Genomic DNA, 19,839 nt, shown 5'->3' with positions numbered 1-19,839 from the left:
AGGAGGGCCAGCGGCTCGGAGGCGGTGACCAGGTCCCGCAGCGGACGACCGGCGAGGACCGCGTCCACCTCCGGCGTCAACCCCGCCGCCAGCCGAGCCGCGGCCGGCATGCTCTCGTCCCGCAGCGCCGCCACGGCGGCGAGCACCGTGTCCCGCTCGGGGCCCTCGGGCACTCCGGCGGCGGCGCGCTCGTACAGGCGCGCGCCCTCCTCCAGGACCAGGCCGGTGTCCATACCCGCGGGGATCTTGATCCGCGCGTGGTGCCGCCAGGTGGTGACCGGGTCCGCCCAGGCCTCCACCTGGTACGTCCAGTGTCCTGGGGCGCCGGCCGTCACGGTGGCGCCCCAGCGGTCGGTGCCGGGGGCCAGTTCGCGCATCGGCGTCCACGGGCCGGCCCGGCCCTCCGGATCGCGCAGGACGACGTTCGCGGCCACCGCGTCGTGGCCCTCACGGAAGACGGTGGCCGAGATCTCGAACGATTCTCCGGTCACCGCCTTGGCGGGCCTGCGGCCGTGCTGGACGCACGGGCGGACGTCGAGGACGGGGATCCGTCCGACGGCCGTGGCACCCCCTGGGGGCCGCCCGGGAGCCGGCGGGGTCTCATGGGCGGCTGCCCGGGGGCGGGCCTGCGCGTCGGCGCCTGGCCGGCCGGCGGCGCCGGGGCCGCTCTTGCTGGTTGTCCGTGCTGCTGCCGAGTGGTGCGTGGCGGGCATGACCGCTCCTGTCCGCTTCAACGTGGGTGTGGGCGGATGTGTGTGGGGAGGTGGGTCCTGCGGTGTACTGCTGGGTCGTGCGTGGTCCTGCTGTCGGTGTACCGGAGGAGCCTTCCCACCCTATTCGGGTGAGCAATCCGGCACTTTGTTAACTACTCGCGCGTATGTCCAGACACAAGACCGGTCCAGTCCGGACACGGACGCAACCAGTGTCGAACCGGTCTGTTCAGGTCGATGTCGGACAGTGTCCGAACCCAGCGGTGCCCGCACTCGGACCGGTACGGTTTTGTGTGACGGGGCGCACAGCGCAGTGCGTCCATCCAGCGAACGCGCCGAGGTGGCATGTGAAGGCGATCCGTCGGTTCACCGTCCGTCCCGTTCTCCCCGAGCCCCTGCGCCCGCTCAGCGAGCTGGCCCGCAACCTGCGCTGGTCCTGGCACGCCGAGACCCGTGACCTCTTCCAGTCCGTCGACCCCGAGCGCTGGGCCTCCTCGGGCGGCGACCCCGTGCGCCTGCTCGGCGGTGTGCCCGCGCCACGGCTGGCCGAGCTGGCCGGCGACCGCCGCTTCCTGCGCCGGCTGACCGCCGCCGCCGACGACCTGCACGACTACATGACCGGTGACCGCTGGTACCAGGCCGGCGCCGAGGGCCTGCCCGCCGCGGTCGCCTACTTCTCGCCCGAGTTCGGGATCACGGCGGCCCTGCCGCAGTACTCCGGCGGCCTCGGCATCCTCGCCGGGGACCATCTGAAGGCGGCCAGCGACCTCGGCGTGCCGCTGATCGGGGTGGGGCTGCTCTACCGGCACGGCTACTTCCGGCAGACCCTCTCCCGCGACGGCTGGCAGCAGGAGCACTACCCGGTCCTCGACCCCCACGAGCTGCCCGTCACCCTGCTGAAGGAGTCCGACGGGGCCCCGGCGCGGGTCTCGCTGGCGCTGCCCGGCGGAAAGGCGCTGCACGCCCGGATCTGGGTCGCCCAGGTCGGCCGGATTCCGCTGCTGATGCTGGACTCCGACGTCGAGGAGAACGACCTCGGCGAGCGCGGGGTGACCGACCGGCTCTACGGCGGCGGCAGCGAGCACCGGCTCCTCCAGGAGATGCTGCTGGGCATAGGAGGGGTGCGGGCGGTGCGGACGTACTGCCGGCTCACCGGCCACGCCGACCCGGAGGTGTTCCACACCAACGAGGGCCACGCGGGCTTCCTCGGCCTGGAGCGCATCGCCGAGCTGTGCGACCGGGGGCTGGACTTCGACGCGGGTCTGGAGGCGGTGCGGGCGGGGACCGTGTTCACCACCCACACGCCCGTCCCGGCCGGGATCGACCGCTTCGACCGGGAGCTGGTCGCCCGCCACTTCGGGCCCGACGCCGAGCTGCCCCGCATCGAGGTCGAGCGGATCCTGCGGCTGGGCATGGAGACGTACTCCGGCGGCGAGCCGAACCTGTTCAACATGGCGGTGATGGGCCTGCGGCTGGCCCAGCGCGCCAACGGCGTCTCGCTGCTGCACGGCAGGGTCAGCCGGGAGATGTTCGCCGGACTGTGGCCGGGATTCGACCCAGACGAGGTGCCGATCACCTCGGTGACCAACGGGGTGCACGCCCCGACGTGGGTCGCCCCGGAGGTGTTCCGGCTCGGTGCCCGGCAGGTCGGCGCCCAGCGCACCGAGGACGCGCTGACGGTGGGCGGCTCCGACCGCTGGGACGCCGTCGCCGACATCCCCGACCTGGACGTCTGGGAGCTGCGCCGCGAACTGCGCGAGCAACTGGTGACCGAGGTGCGGAGCCGGCTGCGGGCCTCCTGGCGGCAGCGCGGCGCCGGGACCGCGGAGCTGGGCTGGATCGACGGCGTCCTCGATCCGGAGGTGCTGACGATCGGCTTCGCCCGGCGGGTCCCGTCGTACAAGCGGCTGACGCTGATGCTGCGTGACCGGGACCGGCTGATGGATCTGCTGCTGCACCCCGAGCGGCCGGTGCAGATCGTGGTCGCGGGCAAGGCGCATCCGGCGGACGACGGTGGGAAGCGGCTCATCCAGGAATTGGTCCGGTTCGCCGACGACCCGCGGGTGCGCCACCGGATCGTCTTCCTGCCGGACTACGGCATGGCGATGGCGCAGAAGCTGTACCACGGCTGCGATGTGTGGCTGAACAATCCGCTGCGTCCGCTGGAGGCGTGCGGGACCTCCGGGATGAAGGCCGCGCTCAACGGCTGTCTGAACCTGTCCGTGCTGGACGGCTGGTGGGACGAGTGGTTCCAGCCGGACTTCGGCTGGGCCGTCCCGACGGCGGACGGGGCGGGCACCGACCCGGACCACCGCGACGACGTCGAGGCCGCCGCGCTGTACGACCTGCTGGAGCAGCGGGTCGCGCCGCGCTTCTACGAGCGCGGGCGGGGCGGGCTGCCGGAGCGGTGGATCGAGATGGTCCGCCGGACGCTGTCCCTGCTCGGCCCGAAGGTGCTGGCGGGCCGCATGGTCCGGGAGTACGTGGAGCGGTTGTACGCCCCCGCCGCCCAGGCCCACCGCGCGCTCGGCCCGGACGCGGCACGCGAGCTCGCGGCGTGGAAGGCGCGGGTGCGTGCGGCGTGGCACGAGGTGACCGTCGACCACGTGGAGACCTCGGCCAGTACGGCCACCGCCGAACTCGGTGCCGCCTTCGGCCTGCGGGTGCGGGTGGGTCTGGGCAGCCTCGGTCCGGACGACGTGGAGGTGCAGGCCGTCTCGGGCCGGGTGGACGAGGAGGACCGCATCACCGACGCCACCGCCGTCCCCCTGAAACCCGCGGGCGCCCCCGACTCCGACGGCCGCTGGGTCTACGAGGGCCCGCTGTCCCTGGACCGCACCGGCCCCTACGGCTACACGGTGCGCATCCTCCCCACCCACCGCTTCCTGTCGTCCCCCGCGGAACTGGGCCTGGTGACGGTTCCCCCGGAGGAGGCCGGCGAGACGGCGGGTGTCCTGCTGCGCTGACCCGGCCTTCCGGGCCCTTCGGGGCCCGGGCTCCGGCGCGTGCGCCCTGCCCCGGGGCATCCCCGGGTCACGGCTGCGGGATGTCCGCGCACAGCCTGCGCAGGGTCGTGCCGCAGCGGTGGGCATAGGTGTGCTGGAACGCGCGGGTGAAGGGGCCGGCCGCCCGGGTGTACCACCTGGCCGCGCGGCTGAAGGCGGTGACCGTGAGCCAGACGGTGCCGTCGCCCGTGCGGTTCACGAGGAAGGCCTCCTCACCGCACTCGGGATGGCCGGGCAGGGTGCCGTACGCCCAGCCGGTGAGGCGGGTCTCCTCCGCCGTCCAGACCACCCGGCAGGGGGCGCGGAGCACGCCGGCGAGGCTGACGGTGACCTCGGTGCCGGGCGCGGCCCGTTCGGCGCTCGCCTCGATGCCGACGCCGAGGGCGCGGTGCATCTCCCACGTCATCACGGCCTCGGAGGCCCGGCGGAACACCTCCCCGCCCTCGCCTATGCGGGTGCGCACGCGCAGAGGGTGGAAGCCGGGCGGGCAGTGACCCTGTTCGCGGGTCGCGCCGACCTCCTCGTAGGTGAAGTGTGCCGTCGACATGCGACCCAAGCGTAGGGCGGCCCCCGGAAGGAAGGTCCTCCCGGGGGCCGCACCGTTCAACCAGCCTGTGATCAGGTCACGTTGACCGCGGTCCAGGCCGCGGCGACCGCGTTGTACTCGGTGCTGCTGGAGCCGTACAGCGCCGACGCCGCGTTCAGGGTCGCCGTGCGGGCGGCCTTGTAGTTGGTGGTCGACGTCATGTACGTGGTCAGCGCCTTGTACCAGATCTGCAGCGCCTTGGCGCGGCCGATGCCGGTGACCGTGGCGCCGTTGTACGTCGGCGAGTTGTAGCTGTAGCCGTTGATCGTCTTGGCGCCGCTGCCCTCCGAGAGGAGGTAGAAGAAGTGGTTCGCGACGCCGGACGAGTAGTGCACGTCCTTGCTGCCCACCGTGGAGGACCAGTAGTCGGCGGAGGCGCCGTCCTTGCTGGGCTTGTCCATGTAACGCAGCGGGGTGCCGTTGCCGTTGAGGTTGAGCTGCTCGCCGATGAGGTAGTTGCCCGGGTTCTGCGCGGTGTTGGCGTAGAACTCCACACCGGTGCCGAAGATGTCCGAGGTGGCCTCGTTCAGGCCGCCGGACTCACCCGAGTAGTTCAGCTTGGCGGTGTTGGCGGTGACGCCGTGGCTCATCTCGTGGCCGGCGACGTCCAGCGAGGTCAGCGGGTGGGTGTTGCCCGAGCCGTCGCCGTAGGTCATGCAGAAGCAGCTGTCGTCCCAGAAGGCGTTGACGTAGTTGTTGCCGTAGTGGACCCGGGAGTAGGCGGCCACGCCGTTGTTCTTGATGCCGCTGCGGCCGAAGGTGTTCTTGTAGAAGTCCCAGGTCACCTGGGCGCCGTAGGCGGCGTCCGCGGCCGCCGTCTGGTCGGTGGTGGAGCTGGAGGCGGTGCCGGTGCCCCACACGTCGGTGGTGTTGGTGAACAGGGTGCCGGTGCCGGACGTGCCGCCGGCCAGGTTGTTGGTCTTGTGACCGCCGCGGGTGGTGTCGTACAGCTGGTACGTCGACCCCGACAGGGTGGTGGTCAGGCTGACGGTGCCCGAGTAGAGGGTCTTGCCGGTGCCGGTCTCGATGCCCTGGTACTCGTAGAGCTTCTTGCCGGTGGCCGCGTCGGTGATGACGTGCAGCTGGTTCGGGGTGCCGTCCTCCTGGAGACCGCCGACGACCGTCTCGTAGGCGAGGACCGGGGTGCCTTCGCCCGCCCAGATGACCTTGCGCGGGGCCTGGTCGGCGGCGGTCTGCTCCGAACCGGCGGCCTTGGCCAGCGTCACGGCCTGCTTCTCGGCCTTGGCGGTGGCGACCTTCGGGGTGAGCGTGGCCACCTTGATGGCCGCCTTGTTCGCTCTGGTCACGCCCTGGGTCTTGCCGGCCTTGGAGCTGTGGACGATCAGGTCGCCGCCGAGGACGGGCAGACCGGCGTAGGTGCGCTCGTAACGGGTGTGCACCGTGCCGTCGGCGTCCTGGATGACGTCCCTGACGACCAGCTTCTCCTTGACGCCGAGGCCTATCTCCTGGGCGGTCTCGGAGGAGTCGGCCTCCGCCCGCTGGATCAGCGAGGTGCGGGCGGCGGCGGTGAGGAAGGTGGGGGCGGCGGCGAGGTGGGCCGCGCCCTTGGGTTCGGCCGTGGTCTGGGCCGAGGCACTGGTGGTCAGACCGGTGCTGAGGAGGGCTCCGGCGGCGACGGCGGTGGCGACGGCCAGAGTGATGCGCTTGTGACGCGCGTAGCGGGGAGTCACACAAGCTCCTTATGTGGGGGTGCCCGGTTCGGCGTGGGGCTGCCGGCCCGGATCGGGGGTGAGGGTGCTGTGCTCGTGCGGCGGGTGGAGGAAGAGTGGCACCAAGGACGCGTACATGTCAGCGCCCGGAAGTGATGTTGGCTCAAAGATGACTGTCCGGTAAATGTTGCGGCGTCATGAACAGGCCCCGGAACACGGCTTGGACCTCGGATCCGGTGTCCGAGGTCCCGGCCGCGGAGCCCGCCGGGGGAGGGGCGGTTTTCAGTCATCCGAGCGGCCGGATCGATGCCGTGGTCCCCCTGGCAGGACGGCACGATGTCGACCGAAATCAGAAGGTTCGGCGGGCGGTCCGCCCCGGCCGCGGGGCAGTCCGCGGCGGCTCCTACGAGACCGCGCCGCCGCCCTCGCCCGACGGCGTCCCGCCGTCCCCGTGCCAGGTGTGCCACAGCGCCGCGTACGCCCCGCCGGAGGCCACCAGCTCGTCATGGGTGCCCAGTTCGGTCAGGCGGCCGTCCTCCATGACGGCGACCCGGTCGGCGTCGTGGGCGGTGTGCAGGCGGTGGGCGATGGCGACGACCGTGCGGCCCCGCAGGACGGCGGCGAGGGCACGCTCGGTGTGCCGGGCCGTGGCCGGGTCGAGCAACGCCGTGGCCTCGTCCAGGATCAGGGTGTGCGGGTCGGCCAGCACCACGCGGGCCAGGGCGAGTTGCTGGGCCTGCGAGCCGTCGGTGCGGTGCCCGGACGCCCCGAGGGCGGTGTCCAGGCCCTGCGGCAGTTCCCGCACCCAGGTGCCGGCCCCCACGGCGGCCAGGGCCGACCACACCTGCTCGTCGGTGGCGGCGGGTTCGGCGATGCGCAGGTTGTCCCGGACCGTGCCGAGGAACACGTGGTGCTCCTGGGTGACCAGGACCACCTGCCGGCGCAGCCGCTCCGGCTCCAGACCGGCGACGGGCACCCCGCCCACGGTGACCGAGCCCGCCGTCGGCGCGTCGACGCCGGCCAGCAGCCTGCTCAGCGTGCTCTTGCCCGCACCGGACGGACCGACCACCGCCAGCCGCTCCCCGGGACGCACCGTCAGGTCGACCCCGCGCAGCACCTCGCCGCCGCGCTCGTAGGCGTAGCGCGCCCCGGTCACGTCGATGCGGTCGTCCGCCGGTTCCGGTGAGCCGCCCGGCACGGCCTCCGGTGCCCGCGCCAGGCCCTCCACCCGCGCGAAGGAGGCCCCGCTGCTCTGGAGTTGCTCCACGCGCATCAGGATCTGGTCGAGGGGCTCGGTGAACTGCCGCAGATACAGCGCGGCGGCCACCACCGCGCCCAGGCTCACCGTCCCGCGCCCGTGCAGCACACCGCCCACCAGCAGCACCCCGGCCACGGGCAGGACGTACGACACCTCCACCGCCGGGAAGAACACGCTGCGCAGGAACAGCGTGTACAGGCGGGTGCGCCGGGACGTCTCCAGCGCGTCCCGGCTCGCCGCGACCCGCCGTCCGGCCAGGCGGAACGCCTCGACCGTACGGGCTCCGGAGGCGGTCGCCGCCAGCACTTCGGCCACCTCGGAGGTGGCCGCGCCCTCCGCGAGGTAGCCGTCCCGCGCCCGGCGCAGGTACCAGCGCAGCGCGAACCAGATCGGGGTCAGCGCCAGCACGCCCACGACGCCCAGCAGCGGGTCGAGCACGAACACCGCGACCAGCACGAACAGTGCCTCCATGCCGCACACCAGCAGTTCGGGCCCCACGTCCCGCAGCGTCGTGCCCACGGTGGCCACGTCGGCGGTGCCGCGCGTGGTCAGATCGCCGGTGCCGGCCCGCTCGACCACCGAGGCGGGCAGGCCCAGCGCCCGGCCGACGAACTCCTCGCGCACCCGGGCCAGCGTGCGTTCGCCGAAGCGGTGGCCCACGTACCGGGCCCAGCGCGCCAGCAGCAACTGCGCCAGCGCGCACACCAGGATGGCGAGCGCCATCCGGTCCACGGCGCCGACCCCGCCCCCGGCCCGCACGTGGTCCACGATCCGGCCGAGCAGCCAGGGCCCGGCGAGTCCGGCGACGGCGGCCAGCGCGTTCAGCGCCAGCACGGCCGCGAAGGCCCGCCGGTCCGCCCGGACCAGCCGCAGCGCCGCCCGTCGTACGTCCGCCGGTCCGGCGACCGGCAGCCGCCCGGGAGCCCGATCCGTCACTGTGCTGCCTCCTGTGCGGTCAGGGTGTCGCCGTCCCCGGTGTCGCGCGCCACCAGCGCCCGGTAACCCGGCTCCGAGTCGAGCAGTTCGCGATGGCTGCCGCTGGCGGCGACCTTGCCGTCGACCAGGTAGTGGACGGTGTCGGCGTGGTCCAGCACCAGCGGGGAGGTGGTCGTGACGACCGTCGTACGGCCCTCGCGGGCCCCGCGCAGCCGGTCGGCGACCGCGGCCTCGGTGTGCGCGTCGAGCGCCGAGGTGGGCTCCACCGCCAGCAGCACCTCCGGGTCGGCCAGCAGCGCCCGCACCAGCCGGACCCGCTGCCGCTGACCGCCGGAGAGAGAGCGGCCCTGCGCGGTCACGGCCGAGTCGAGCCCGTCCGGCAGCCCCTGCACGACGTCCTCGGCGACGGCCGCGCGCACCGCCCGCGCCACCTCGGCGTCCGCGCGCTCCCGGCGCCCGCACACCAGCTCCCGCAGGGTCCCGGCGAACAGGTCGGCCTCGTTGTCGGCGACCAGGATCCGCTCCCTGACCCGGGGCAGTCCGATCGCGTCGAGCCGCAGCTCGCCCCAGGTGGCCGCGGACGGCTCGTACCGCCCCAGGCGGTCGACCACGGCCGCCGCGTCGGCGGGCCGGGCCCCGGCCAGCGCGGTCAGCCGGCCGGGCGTCACCCGGACCCCGGAGACCGGGTCGTACAGCACCGCCGGTTCGCCCGGCCCGTCGTGCGTTCCGGTGTCTTCCTCCGGTTGCACCCGCAACAGCCGTGCCACCCGGCGGGCCGCGACCACGCCCCGGCCGAGCTGGTGGCCCAGGTCGACGAAGAACGCCACCGGCCCCACCAGCACGGCCACATAGCCGTACACCGACACCAGCTCGCCCACGGTGATCCGCCCCTCGGCGGCCAGCCGGGCCGCCAGCCAGGTCACCACGGCCAGGAACAGGGTCGGCAGGCCCACCCCGAGGGCCTGCATCCAGCTGGTCACCGCGCCCACCCGGTAGCCCTGCGCCCGCAGCCGCTGCGAGTCGCGGCGGAAGGCGTCCGCGAACAGCCCCTTGCCGCCGAGCCCGTTGAGCACCCGCAGCCCGCCCGCGAGGTCGTCGATCCGCGCGGTCAGCACGCGCTGCCGCTCCCGGTACTCGCCCTCCGCGCCCTGCAACCGCCGCATCAGGGGCCCCACCAGCACCGCGATCAGCGGTACCCCGAGCAGGACGACGGCCGCCAGTTGCGCCGAGACCGACAGCAGCAGCCCGGCCACGACCGCGTAGACCACGACCGAGCCCACCCCCGGGCCGACCACGGTCAGGCAGGTGCTGATCGTCTGGACGTCGCCGACCCCGATCGTGACGACCTCCCCGGCTCCCACCCGGCGCGGCAGCGCGGCGCCCAGCCGGACCACGTGGTCGACGACGACCTTGACGGTGCGGAAGTTGGCGTCCATCCGCACCCGGGTCATCGTGCGGTGCCGCATGAGGCTCAGCCAGGCGTTGAACACCCCGACCGCGACGAGCAGCCCGGTCCAGCCGGCCAGCGCGGCCATGTTCCCCGGCTGGAGCCCGTCGTCGATCGCGCGGGACATCAGGTAGGGCGTCGCCGCGAGCAGCACCATCCACGCGCTGGCCAGGAGCGCCCCGGCCGCCGACCGGCCCGGCTGGCGCATCACCAGCCACCACAGATACCGCCATCCGCCCCGGCAGTCGGCTGTCCCGGGATCCTCGTAGGCGTCGATCACGTGTGCCCCGTCCTCTCAGGCCAGGCTGTCGCGCCAGGCGCGGTGCAGGTCGGCGAAGCGGCCCGTGCCCGCCACGAGTTCGGCCGGGGCGCCGTCCTCCACGATCCGGCCGTGCTCCATCACCAGCACCCGGTCGGCGATCTCCACGGTGGACAGCCGGTGGGCGATCACCACCGCCGTACGCCCCCGCAGCACCGTGGCCATCGCCGTCTGCACCGCCCGCTCGCCCGGGACGTCCAGCGAGCTGGTCGCCTCGTCGAGGATGAGCACCGCCGGATCGGCGAGCAACGCCCGTGCGAAGGAGACCAGTTGCCGCTGGCCCGCGGAGATGCGGCCGCCCCGCTTGCGTACGTCCGTGTCGTAGCCGTCGGGCAGGGCGCTGATGAAGTCGTGCGCGCCGATCGCCTTCGCCGCCTGCTCGATCTCCTCACGGGTGGCGTCCGGACGGCCGATCGCGATGTTCTCCGCGACCGTGCCGGAGAACAGGAAGGCCTCCTGCGTCACCATGACCACCCCGCGCCGCAGTTCGGACGAGGCGAGTTCGCGCAGGTCCACCCCGTCGAGCAGCACGCGCCCGATGGAGGGGTCGTAGAAGCGGGCCAGCAGCTTGGCCAGCGTGGACTTGCCCGCGCCGGTGGAGCCGACCACGGCGACGGTCTGCCCGGCCGGAACGACCAGCTCGAAACGGGGCAGCACCTCTCCGCCGGTGCGGTAGCCGAAGCCGACCCCGTCGAAGACCACCTCGCGGCCGGGCAGGTCCGACCTCGGCGCCGGGAGCGGCCGGGGCGCCGACGGCTCGGGCACGGACGGCGTCTGCGCCAGCAAACCCGCGATCTTCTCCAGCGACGCGGCCGCCGACTCGTAGGAGTTGAGGAACATGCCGAGCCGGTCGATCGGGTCGTACAGCCGGCGCAGGTACAGCACCGCCGCCGCCAGCACACCCAGCTCCAGCGAACCGTCCGCCACCCGGTAGGCGCCCCACAGCACGATCACCGCGACCGCCGTGTTGGCCACCAGCCGGGAGCCGACGACATAGCGGGCCATCTCCAGCAGGGCGTCGCCGTTGGTGCGCTCGTGGCGCCGGTTCAGGTCCCGGAAAGCGGCGTCGTTGGCGGCCTCGCGGCGGAACGCGCGCACCGGCCGGATGCCGTTCATCGTCTCCACGAACTTCACGATCACCGCGGCGATCGCGGTCGACCGGTCCTGGAACACCCGGCCCGCGCGCCGCCGGTACGTCCGGACCAGCAGGTACAGCGGCAGGAAGGACGCCACCGCCACCGCGCCGAGACCCAGGTCCAGCCACAGCAGCATCGCCGAGATGCAGACGAAGGACAGCACGACCGTGACGAGCTCCTGGAGCCCCTCGCTGAGCAGTTCGCGCAGCGACTCCACGTCCGTGGTGGAGCGGGAGATCAGCCGGCCCGAGGTGTAGCGCTCGTGGAAGTCGACGCTGAGCGCCTGCCCCTGGCGGAAGATCCGGCCGCGCAGATCGAGCAGCACGTCCTGGTTGATCCGGGCCGAGGTGACGATGAACGCCCACTGGAGCGCGCCGGAGGCGAGCGCGCACAGCAGATAGCCGACCGCCACCGCGACGAGCGGGCCGTGGTCGTGGTCGCGGAACGCCGGTACGGCGGTGTCGATCGCGTACGCCACAAGCAGCGGGCCCGCCTGGACGGCGAGTTGCTGGAGCAGCAGCAGGAGCGTGGTGCCGGCGACCCGGGCCCTCATGGGCGCCAGCAGGGAACGCAGCAGGGCGGCCGTGGCGCCCGGCGGGGTGGGCAGGACGTCGCGGTCGAAGGGGTCGCCGGTGTCCTCGGGGCGCGGCGGGTCCTGCGCGTCGCCGGTGGCCCGGACGGGCTTCGTGGGGGCCGTCATCGCTCGTCGTCCTCCTTCTCCGGCGAGCGTCCGCCCGACATCAGACGGGCGTACTCGGCGTTGGTGCGCAGCAGTTCGTGGTGGGTGCCCACGGCGGTGATCCGGCCGCCGGAGAGCAGGGCGACCCGGTCGGCGAGCAGGACCGTGGAGGGACGGTGCGCCACGATCAGGGCGGTGGTGTCGCTCAGCACCTGGCGCAGGGCCGCCTCCACGGCCGCCTCGGTGTGCACGTCCAGGGCGGACAGCGGGTCGTCCAGGATCAGGAACCGGGGCCCGCCGACGACGGCGCGGGCCAGCGCGAGGCGCTGCCGCTGGCCGCCGGAGAGGCTGAGGCCCTGCTCGCCGACCCGGGTCGCGGTGCCCTCGGGGAGGGCGTGCGCGAAGCCGGCCTGGGCGACGGACAGCGCGCGGTCCAGTTCGGCGTCCCCGGCGCTGCCGTCGGCGCCCATCAGGACGTTGTCGCCGACGCTCGCCGAGAACAGGGTCGGTTCCTCGAAGGCCACCGCGACCATCGCGCGCAGTTCCTCGCGGGACATCGCGGTGATGTCCTCGCCGTCCAGCGTGATCCGCCCCGAGGTCACCTCGTGGAGGCGGGGGACCAGCGCCGTCAGGGTCGTCTTGCCGCTGCCGGTCGCCCCGACCAGGGCCATCGACTCACCGGGGCGGACGTGCAGGTCGACGCGGTCCAGGAGGGGCGGGGATCCGGGCGGGGCGTCGGGGTAGCGGAAGCGGACGTTGTCGAAGCGCAGCCCCTCGCACGCCGGGCCGTCCGGGCCGCCGGCCGGCACGGGCGTACGCGCGCCGGGCGCCGGCCGCCCCGACTCCGGTTCCGCGTCCATCACCTCGAAGTACCGCTCGGTCGCCGTCGCCGCCTCCTGGCTCATCGCCAGCAGGAAGCCGATCGACTCCACCGGCCAGCGCAGGGCGAGCGCCGTGGACAGGAAGGCGACCAGGGTCCCCGCCGAGAGACCGCCGGAGGCGACCTGCACCGAGCCCACCACCAGCGTGGCCCCGATGGCCACCTCCGGCAGGGTCATGATGACCGCCCAGATGGCCGCCAGCAGACGGGCCTTGCGCAGCTCCGTGCCCCGCAGGGTCCGCGACAGGTCGCGGAACGCGCGCGCCTGGCTGCGGTGCCTGCCGAACCCCTTGATGACGCGGATGCCGAGCACGCTCTCCTCGACCACCGTCGTCAGATCCCCGACCTGGTCCTGCGCCAGCCGCGCCGCGTGCGCGTACCGCTTCTCGAAGACCGCGCTGAAGGCGATCAGCGGCACGGCGGGCGCCAGCATCACCAGCCCGAGCGTCCAGTCCTGCGTCAGCATGATGACCACGCCCACGAGAATGGTGACCCCGTTGACCAGCAGGAACATCAGCGGGAAGGCGAGGAACATGCGCACCAGCATCAGGTCCGTCGTGCCCCGGGACAGCAACTGCCCCGACGCCCAACGGTCGTGGAAGGCGACCGGCAGCCGTTGCAGATGCCCGTACAGGCCCGCCCGCATCTCCGCCTCGACGTGCGACAGCGGCCGCGCCACCAGCCACCGCCGCAGCCCGAACAGCAGCGCCTCCCCGACCCCGAGCAGCAGCAGGTACAGCGCGCCGAGCCACACGCCGCGCGGATCGCGGTCGGCGATCGGCCCGTCCACCATCCACTTCAGGACGAGCGGGATCACCAGCCCCACGCAGGAGGCGACGATCGCGGTGGACGCGGCGATGAACAGCCGTATGCGGACCGGCCGTACGTAGGGCCACAGGCGCAGCAGGGTGCGGACGGCCGAACGGCCGGTCGGACCGGGGCGGTCGCCGCGGTCCTCGGGGGTGTCAGGTGTCGTGGGCATCATGGGCGAGCCTACGGACCGGCACCGGCGGCGCCCACCGAGTTTTGACCGGACCGGACTCCGCCCCTGGTCCTACGACCTGCGTCTTCGACCGCGGGAACCATGCCGGGCGCGGTCCGGTCGTAGGGCCGCGTCAACCGATCGGCTGATGCGGCTTCGAGCGTGCCGGGCGATGTGCGCGGGCCCCCTCCGCCGCGACCCTGGTGCCATGTCCGTCATCGAAGTCAGCGAACTGCGCAAGTCCTACGGCGGCCGGACCGTCGTCGACGGCGTCTCCTTCGCCGTCGAGGAGGGTGAGATCTTCGGCATCCTCGGCCCGAACGGCGCCGGCAAGACCACCACCGTCGAGTGCGTCGAGGGCCTGCGCGTCCCCGACGCGGGCCGCGTCCGCGTCACCGGCCTCGACCCCGTCGCGGACCACGAACAGGTCGCCCGTGTGCTCGGTGCCCAGCTCCAGCAGAGCGAGCTGCAGGCCAAGCTCACCGTCCGCGAGGCGCTCCAGCTGTACGCGTCGTTCTACCCGGACCCGGCCGACTGGCGGCCGCTGGCCGAACGTCTCGGCCTGACCGAGAAGCTCACCACCCGCTTCGCCAAGCTCTCCGGCGGCCAGAAACAGCGGCTGTTCATCGCGCTCGCCCTCGTCGGCAACCCGCGGATCGTCGTCCTTGACGAGCTGACCACCGGCCTCGATCCGCGCGCCCGCCGCGACACCTGGCAGCTCATCGAGGACGTCCGCGCGGGCGGGGTCACGGTGCTGCTGGTCACGCACTTCATGGAGGAGGCGCAGCGGCTGTGCGACCGGATCGCCGTGATCGACCGGGGTCGGATCGCCGCCCTGGACACCCCGCAGGGCCTGATCCGGCGTTCGGCAGGTGCCACCGTCATCAGCTTCACCCCGTCCGCGCCGTTGGACGACGGTGATCTGAACGCGCTGCCCGGACTCGCCTCCATCGCCCGCAAGGACGGCCGGATCACGCTCTCCGGGTCCGACGAGACCGTCAACGCCGTCATCACGCTGCTCGCCCGCCACCGCATCACCGCCCACCAACTCCGCGTCACCGACGCCACCCTCGACGACGCGTTCCTGGACCTGACGGAGGTCGAGGCATGAGCGACACCCTGGTCGACCCGGCCGTACTGCGCACCGAGATCCGCCTGTTCGGCCGTGAGCCCGGCGCGGTCTTCTGGATTCTGCTGTTCCCCACCCTGCTCCTGGTGATCCTCGGCTCCATCCCGTCCTTCCGCCAGGCCGACCCGTCCTTCGGGGGCCTGCGCCCCATCGACGCCTACGTGCCCGTCACGGTGCTGCTCGGGCTGCTCCTCGGCGGGCTCCAGGGCATGCCGCAGGTCCTCACCGGCTACCGCGAGCGCGGCATCCTGCGCCGGATGTCCACCACCCCGGTCCGGCCCGCCGCGCTGCTGTCCGCGCACATGGTGGTGTTCGGGGGCGCGGCCCTGGCCTCGGCGCTGCTCGCGCTCACCGTCGGCCGGCTCGCCTTCGGCGTGACCCTGCCGAGGCAGCCGTTCGGCTACGTCCTCGCCCTGCTGCTGGCCGTGTCCGCCGCGCTCGCGCTGGGCGCGATGATCTCCGCGCTGTCCCGCACCACGCGGATCGCGGGCGCGATCGGGTCCGCGGCGCTCTTCCCGATGATGTTCAGCGCGGGCCTGTGGCTGCCGGTACAGGCCATGCCGGACGTGCTCGCCCGGATCGTCGGCTTCACTCCGTTCGGCGCCGCCGCCCAGGCGTTGAACCAGGCCGCGGCGGGCCACTGGCCGGGCTGGACCCACCTCGGGGTGACGGCCGCGTGGGCGGTGCTGCTCACCGCGGGGGCCGCGCGCTGGTTCCGCTGGGAGTGAGCGGCCCGTGCCGGACACTGGTGGGATGACGTGCACGGCGCACCAGCAGCCCCGGGCCTCCTTCGACACCTGGGGGCCCTGGGCGCTGCTGGCCGCCGGTGTCGTCGCGGCGGCCCTGTCCGCCCGCCTGATCGGCATGGACCGGTCCGAGACGGCCGTCTCGGGCGTGCTCGTGGCCGCGGCCGTCGTGCTGCAGGCGGGCTGGGCGAGGGCGAGACGGAGGCGGCCGGGTCCGAGCCGTACCGGTGCCGTCCTCTATCTCCTGCGCTGGGCCGTGGGCTTCGTGCTGACCTGGATCAACCCGTTCTTCGCCTTCTACGCCGTGACCGGCTACTACACCGCGGGCCGCGAGCTGCCCCGCCGCCTGGTGATGCCCGGTCTGTTCCTCACCGCCGTCACCATGTCCGGCAGCGAGATCGGCGGCATGCCGCCGCACGGGCCGATCCTGTGGCTCGGCTTCCTCCTGGTCCTGGCCGTCAACATGTGCTTGGTCAGTGTGTTCACCCGGTACGCCGAGCAGGAGCAGGCCCGCGCCGTCGTCCAGGCCGACACCATCGCCGAACTGGAGCGCACCAACACGGCGTTGCAGCAGGCCCTCGACGAGAACGCGGCGCTGCACGCCCAACTGCTCGTCCAGGCACGGGAGGCGGGCGTCGCCGACGAGCGCCGCCGGCTCGCGGCCGAGATCCACGACACCCTCGCCCAGGGCCTCACCGGGATCATCGCCCAGCTCCAGGTCGTGGCGAACGCCCCCGACCTGGACACCGCCCGCGTCCATCTGGAGCGTGCCTCCGGCCTGGCCCGGCACAGTCTCGGCGAGGCCCGCCGCTCGGTGCACAACCTCGCCCCGGTCGCCCTCGCCGCCGACGGGCTGCCGGGGGCGCTGACGAAGACGGTCGCCGAATGGGGCGAACGCACCGGAGTACGGGCCGGCTTCACCGTCACCGGCACCGCCGAGCAGCTCCACGACGAGGTCTCGGCGACCCTGCTGCGCATCGCCCAGGAGGCGCTGTCCAACGCGGCCCGGCACGCCCGCCCGGCCCGGGTCGGGGTGACCCTGTCCTTCATGGGCGACGAGGTCACGCTGGACATCCGCGACGACGGCACCGGCTTCGACCCGGCCGCCGTACCCGAGCGCACCCGCGGCGGCGGCTTCGGCCTGCACGGCATGCGGGCCCGCGCCGAGCGCATCGCGGGCTCCCTCACGGTCGAGTCGGAGCCGGGGCACGGCACGGCCGTCTCGGCTCGCGTACCGTTGGTGCGCCATGACCGATGACGCCGTGATCTCCCTGCTGATCGTCGACGACCATCCCGTCGTGCGCGACGGCCTGCGCGGCATGTTCGAGTCCGCGCCCGGATTCACCGTCCTCGGCGAGGCGCCGAACGGCGTCGAGGCGGTCCGGAAGGCCGCCGCGCTCGACCCGGACGTGATCCTGATGGACCTGCGCATGCCGGGCGGCTCCGGCGTGGACGCCATCCGGGAGCTGACCCGCCGCGGCGCCCGCGCCGAGGTGCTGGTCCTGACGACGTACGACACCGACTCCGACACCCTGCCCGCGATCGAGGCGGGCGCGACCGGCTATCTGCTCAAGGACGCCCCGCGCGACGAGCTGTTCACCGCCGTCCGCGCCGCGGCCGAGGGCCGCACCGTCCTCTCCCCGGCCGTGGCCTCCCGGCTGGTCTCCGCGGTCCGGTCGCCCGCCCCCGGCAACGAGCCGCCCTCGGCCCGCGAGCGCGAGGTGCTGGCCCTGGTCGCCACGGGCACCTCCAACCGGGAGATCGCCCGCGAGCTGTTCATCAGCGAAGCCACCGTGAAGACCCACCTCACCCACCTGTACGCCAAGCTCGGCGTCAAGGACCGCGCGGCGGCGGTCGCGGTCGCCTACAAGCGGGGCATCCTCCGTTAGAGGCCCTGGTCCACGGCCTTGAGCAGCAGTACGCACCGCGCAGGCACCGCGATCGTCTCGCCCGCGGCGTGCGCCGTGTCCGGCGGCTGCGCCTGATCCTCCCGCGAGGTGTCCACGACCACCTCGTACCGCCGCGCCCACGGCGGCCCCGGCAGGACGAAGTCCACCGGGCGGTCCCCGGCGTGCAGCACCGCCAGGAAGCTGTCGTCGACGATCGGGGCACCGCGCTCGTCGCGGCCCGGGATGTCCCGGCCGGACAGGTACATCCCCAGGGTGGCCGCGGGGGCGTACCAGTCCTGCTCCGTCATCTCCATGCCGCACGGGGTGAACCAGGCCAGGTCCCGCAGCCCGTCCGCCGAGTGCGCGCGCCCCGAGAAGAACGCGCGGCGACGCAGCACCGGGTGCCGGTGGCGCAGCGCGATCAGACGGGCGGTCAGCTCCGACAGCTCCCGCCAGCCGGGGTCCTCCAGCAGGCTCCAGTCCAGCCAGCCCGTCTCGTTGTCCTGGCAGTAGGCGTTGTTGTTTCCGCCCTGGGTGCGCCCCAGCTCGTCGCCCGCGACCAGCATCGGCACACCCGTCGACAGCAGCAGGGTGGTCACGAGGTTGCGCAGTTGCCGCCGCCGCAGCGCCCGCACCCGCTCGTCGTCCGTCTCACCCTCCGCGCCGCAGTTCCAGGAGCGGTTGTCGTCGGTGCCGTCCCGGTTGCCCTCGCCGTTGGCCTCGTTGTGCTTGCGCTCGTAGGACACCAGGTCGCGCAGGGTGAAACCGTCGTGCGCGGTGACGAAGTTGACGGAGGCGTAGGGGCGGCGGCCGCCCCAGGCGTACAGGTCGCTGGAACCGGACAGCCGGTAGCCCATCTCCCGCACATCCGGCAGCGCGTGCCGCCAGAAGTCCCGCACCGTGTCGCGGTAGCGGTCGTTCCACTCCGTCCACAGCGGCGGGAAGGCGCCCACCTGGTAGCCGCCCGAGCCGACGTCCCACGGCTCGGCGATCAGCTTGACCCGGCGCAGCACCGGGTCCTGCGCGATGACCGCGAGGAACGGCGAGAGCATGTCGACGTCGTGCATCGCGCGGGCCAGCGCGGCGGCGAGGTCGAAGCGGAATCCGTCCACGCCCATCTCCGTCACCCAGTACCGCAGCGAGTCGGTGATCAGACGCAGCACGTTCGGCTGGACCACGTGCAGGGTGTTGCCGCAGCCGGTGTAGTCGGCGTACCTGCGGGCGTCCGGCTGGAGGCGGTAGTAGCGCTGGTTGTCGACGCCCTTCAACGACAGTGTCGGGCCGTACTCGTTGGCCTCCGCCGTGTGGTTGTAGACCACGTCGAGGATCACCTCGATCCCGGCCGCGTGGAGGGCGCGCACCATCCGCTTGAACTCGCCGACCTGTGCTCCCGCGGTGCCGGAGGAGGCGTAGCCGGCGTGCGGCGCGAAGTAGCCGATCGAGTTGTAGCCCCAGTAGTTGCGCAGTCCGCGTTGCAACAGGTGGTCCTCGTGCGCGAACTGGTGCACCGGCAGCAGCTCCACCGCCGTCACGCCCAGCCTCACCAGGTGCTCGACGGCCGCCGGGTGGGCGAGACCGGCGTACGTCCCCCTCAGTTCCACGGGGATGTCGGGGTGCAGCCTGGTGAAGCCGCGCACATGCAGTTCGTAGATCACCGAGTCCGCCCACGGCGTGCCGGGGCGGCGGTCGTCGGACCAGTCGTCGTCATCGTGGACGACGACCCCCTTGGGCACGTACGGCGCGGAGTCCCGTTCGTCGCGCACGGTGTCCGCGACGTGCTGGTCCGGCCAGTCGCGTACGTGACCGTAGACCTCGGGCGGCAACGCGAACTCGCCGTCCACCGCGCGCGCGTACGGGTCGAGCAGCAGCTTCGCAGGGTTCCAGCGGGCGCCGGTCCACGGGTCCCAGCGGCCGTGCACGCGGTAGCCGTAGCGCTGCCCCGGCAGGATCCCGGGCACGAAACCGTGCCAGGTCTCGTGCGTCAGCTCGGTCAGCCGGACCCTCGTCTCCCTGGCGTCCGGGCCAGGACCGTCGAACAGGCACAGGTCCACCGCCTCCGCCCCGCCCGCCCACAGCGCGAAGCCGGTGCCGGCCGCCCCGTCCGGGCCCGCCCGGAAACGGGCGCCCAGCGGTGTCGGCGCACCCGGCCACACGGGCACGCCGGACGGCGGCGCGGCCCGCCGCACGCCGTTCACGGCGGCGGACGGCCGCTCCTCCCCGGTGGCGAGCCCGCCCGCCACCGCCTCCTGTTCGGCTGCGCTGGACACCAGGGCGGCCCCTTTTTTCGGCTCTCGCGGCTCTCTGCGGCTCAGTGCGGCTCTTCCGGCTCGTGCCCGCCTCCGGCCCCGCCCCCCTGCGGCTGACCCCCGGTCGCGGCTCCCCGTCGCGCGTTCCTCCCCACTGTTCTGCCCAGAGCTTGCCTCGCATTCACGTTTCCCGGGGGCACGCCGGTCGTCGGGCGGCCCGT

General features: G+C 73.4%; 13 protein-coding genes. 5 read left to right on the top strand and 8 right to left on the bottom strand.

From position 1 onward, the window contains the following. On the bottom strand, window positions 1–713 hold a 713-nt coding region (locus tag ACIP4X_RS24340; protein ID WP_401350551.1), incomplete at its 3' end, for a maltotransferase domain-containing protein. Between the two features lie 344 nt (window positions 714–1,057). Here ACIP4X_RS24340 and ACIP4X_RS24335 point away from each other — a divergent pair. Further along, a complete protein-coding gene (locus ACIP4X_RS24335) occupies window positions 1,058–3,676 on the top strand; it encodes an alpha-glucan family phosphorylase (protein WP_391458167.1) in 2,619 nt (872 codons plus the stop codon). 67 nt (window positions 3,677–3,743) lie between these two features. Here the strand turns inward: ACIP4X_RS24335 and ACIP4X_RS24330 are convergent, their stop codons facing one another. The 6 genes from ACIP4X_RS24330 to ACIP4X_RS24305 all read right to left on the bottom strand — a co-directional run bounded on the left by ACIP4X_RS24330 (window position 3,744) and on the right by ACIP4X_RS24305 (window position 13,608). Continuing rightward, complete coding sequence (locus ACIP4X_RS24330) at window positions 3,744–4,262, bottom strand: DUF1990 family protein (protein ID WP_391458169.1); 519 nt, start codon at window positions 4,260–4,262, stop codon at window positions 3,744–3,746. A 71-nt stretch (window positions 4,263–4,333) separates the two neighbouring features. After that, window positions 4,334–5,992 (bottom strand): M4 family metallopeptidase, encoded by a 1,659-nt coding sequence (locus ACIP4X_RS24325; protein ID WP_401350548.1) that lies wholly within the window; start codon window positions 5,990–5,992, stop codon window positions 4,334–4,336. A 382-nt stretch (window positions 5,993–6,374) separates the two neighbouring features. Further along, on the bottom strand, window positions 6,375–8,165 hold the full coding sequence (locus tag ACIP4X_RS24320; protein WP_401350545.1) for an ABC transporter ATP-binding protein: 1,791 nt from the start codon (window positions 8,163–8,165) through the stop codon (window positions 6,375–6,377). Further along, window positions 8,162–9,892 carry an ABC transporter transmembrane domain-containing protein gene (locus ACIP4X_RS24315; RefSeq protein ID WP_401350543.1) on the bottom strand — a complete coding sequence of 577 codons (1,731 nt, stop codon included), beginning with the start codon at window positions 9,890–9,892 and terminating at the stop codon, window positions 8,162–8,164. The genes ACIP4X_RS24320 and ACIP4X_RS24315 overlap by 4 nt, the downstream gene beginning before the upstream one ends. A 15-nt stretch (window positions 9,893–9,907) precedes the next feature. Continuing rightward, window positions 9,908–11,767 carry an ABC transporter ATP-binding protein gene (locus ACIP4X_RS24310; RefSeq protein WP_401350540.1) on the bottom strand — a complete coding sequence of 620 codons (1,860 nt, stop codon included), beginning with the start codon at window positions 11,765–11,767 and terminating at the stop codon, window positions 9,908–9,910. Beyond that, window positions 11,764–13,608, bottom strand: coding sequence for an ABC transporter ATP-binding protein (locus ACIP4X_RS24305; protein ID WP_401350537.1), 1,845 nt, complete (start codon window positions 13,606–13,608; stop codon window positions 11,764–11,766). The genes ACIP4X_RS24310 and ACIP4X_RS24305 overlap by 4 nt, the downstream gene beginning before the upstream one ends. 208 nt (window positions 13,609–13,816) lie before the next feature. On the opposite strand from ACIP4X_RS24305, the gene ACIP4X_RS24300 reads away from it, so the two are divergent. Genes ACIP4X_RS24300 through ACIP4X_RS24285 form a run of 4 tightly spaced genes read left to right on the top strand, consistent with a single transcriptional unit; the run spans window position 13,817 to window position 17,372 of the window. Further along, window positions 13,817–14,719: an ABC transporter ATP-binding protein gene (locus ACIP4X_RS24300; RefSeq protein ID WP_358737946.1), complete on the top strand. Its 903-nt coding sequence runs from the start codon at window positions 13,817–13,819 to the stop codon at window positions 14,717–14,719. Then, on the top strand, window positions 14,716–15,465 hold the full coding sequence (locus ACIP4X_RS24295) for an ABC transporter permease (RefSeq protein WP_401350534.1): 750 nt from the start codon (window positions 14,716–14,718) through the stop codon (window positions 15,463–15,465). The genes ACIP4X_RS24300 and ACIP4X_RS24295 overlap by 4 nt, the downstream gene beginning before the upstream one ends. A 25-nt stretch (window positions 15,466–15,490) precedes the next feature. Next, window positions 15,491–16,741 carry a sensor histidine kinase gene (locus ACIP4X_RS24290; protein ID WP_401350531.1) on the top strand — a complete coding sequence of 417 codons (1,251 nt, stop codon included), beginning with the start codon at window positions 15,491–15,493 and terminating at the stop codon, window positions 16,739–16,741. Beyond that, the gene (locus ACIP4X_RS24285) at window positions 16,731–17,372 is read left to right on the top strand and encodes a response regulator transcription factor (RefSeq protein ID WP_358737952.1); all 642 of its coding nucleotides are present in this window, start codon (window positions 16,731–16,733) and stop codon (window positions 17,370–17,372) included. The genes ACIP4X_RS24290 and ACIP4X_RS24285 overlap by 11 nt, the downstream gene beginning before the upstream one ends. On the opposite strand, the gene glgX is transcribed toward ACIP4X_RS24285, so the two are convergent. Next, entirely contained in the window at window positions 17,369–19,639 is a 2,271-nt protein-coding gene (gene glgX, locus ACIP4X_RS24280; protein ID WP_358737953.1) for a glycogen debranching protein GlgX, read from the bottom strand. The genes ACIP4X_RS24285 and glgX overlap by 4 nt on opposite strands. Window positions 19,640–19,839 lie beyond the last annotated feature (200 nt).

The sequence above is a fragment of the Streptomyces sp. NPDC088817 genome (assembly GCF_044750345.1).
Lineage (GTDB): Bacteria > Actinomycetota > Actinomycetes > Streptomycetales > Streptomycetaceae > Streptomyces.
Note: the sequence above shows the minus strand (reverse complement) of the source record. Positions and strands in the feature narration are given on the sequence as shown.

What these genes read in the sequence shown, in the direction of transcription:
- ACIP4X_RS24330 (WP_391458169.1), bottom strand. Translation starts at nt 4,262, where the DNA reads ATGTCGACGGCACACTTCACCTACGAGGAGGTCGGCGCGACCCGCGAA.
- ACIP4X_RS24310 (WP_401350540.1), bottom strand. Translation starts at nt 11,767, where the DNA reads ATGACGGCCCCCACGAAGCCCGTCCGGGCCACCGGCGACGCGCAGGAC.
- ACIP4X_RS24305 (WP_401350537.1), bottom strand. Translation starts at nt 13,608, where the DNA reads ATGCCCACGACACCTGACACCCCCGAGGACCGCGGCGACCGCCCCGGT.
- ACIP4X_RS24300 (WP_358737946.1), top strand. Translation starts at nt 13,817, where the DNA reads ATGTCCGTCATCGAAGTCAGCGAACTGCGCAAGTCCTACGGCGGCCGG.
- ACIP4X_RS24295 (WP_401350534.1), top strand. Translation starts at nt 14,716, where the DNA reads ATGAGCGACACCCTGGTCGACCCGGCCGTACTGCGCACCGAGATCCGC.
- ACIP4X_RS24290 (WP_401350531.1), top strand. Translation starts at nt 15,491, where the DNA reads ATGACGTGCACGGCGCACCAGCAGCCCCGGGCCTCCTTCGACACCTGG.
- ACIP4X_RS24285 (WP_358737952.1), top strand. Translation starts at nt 16,731, where the DNA reads ATGACCGATGACGCCGTGATCTCCCTGCTGATCGTCGACGACCATCCC.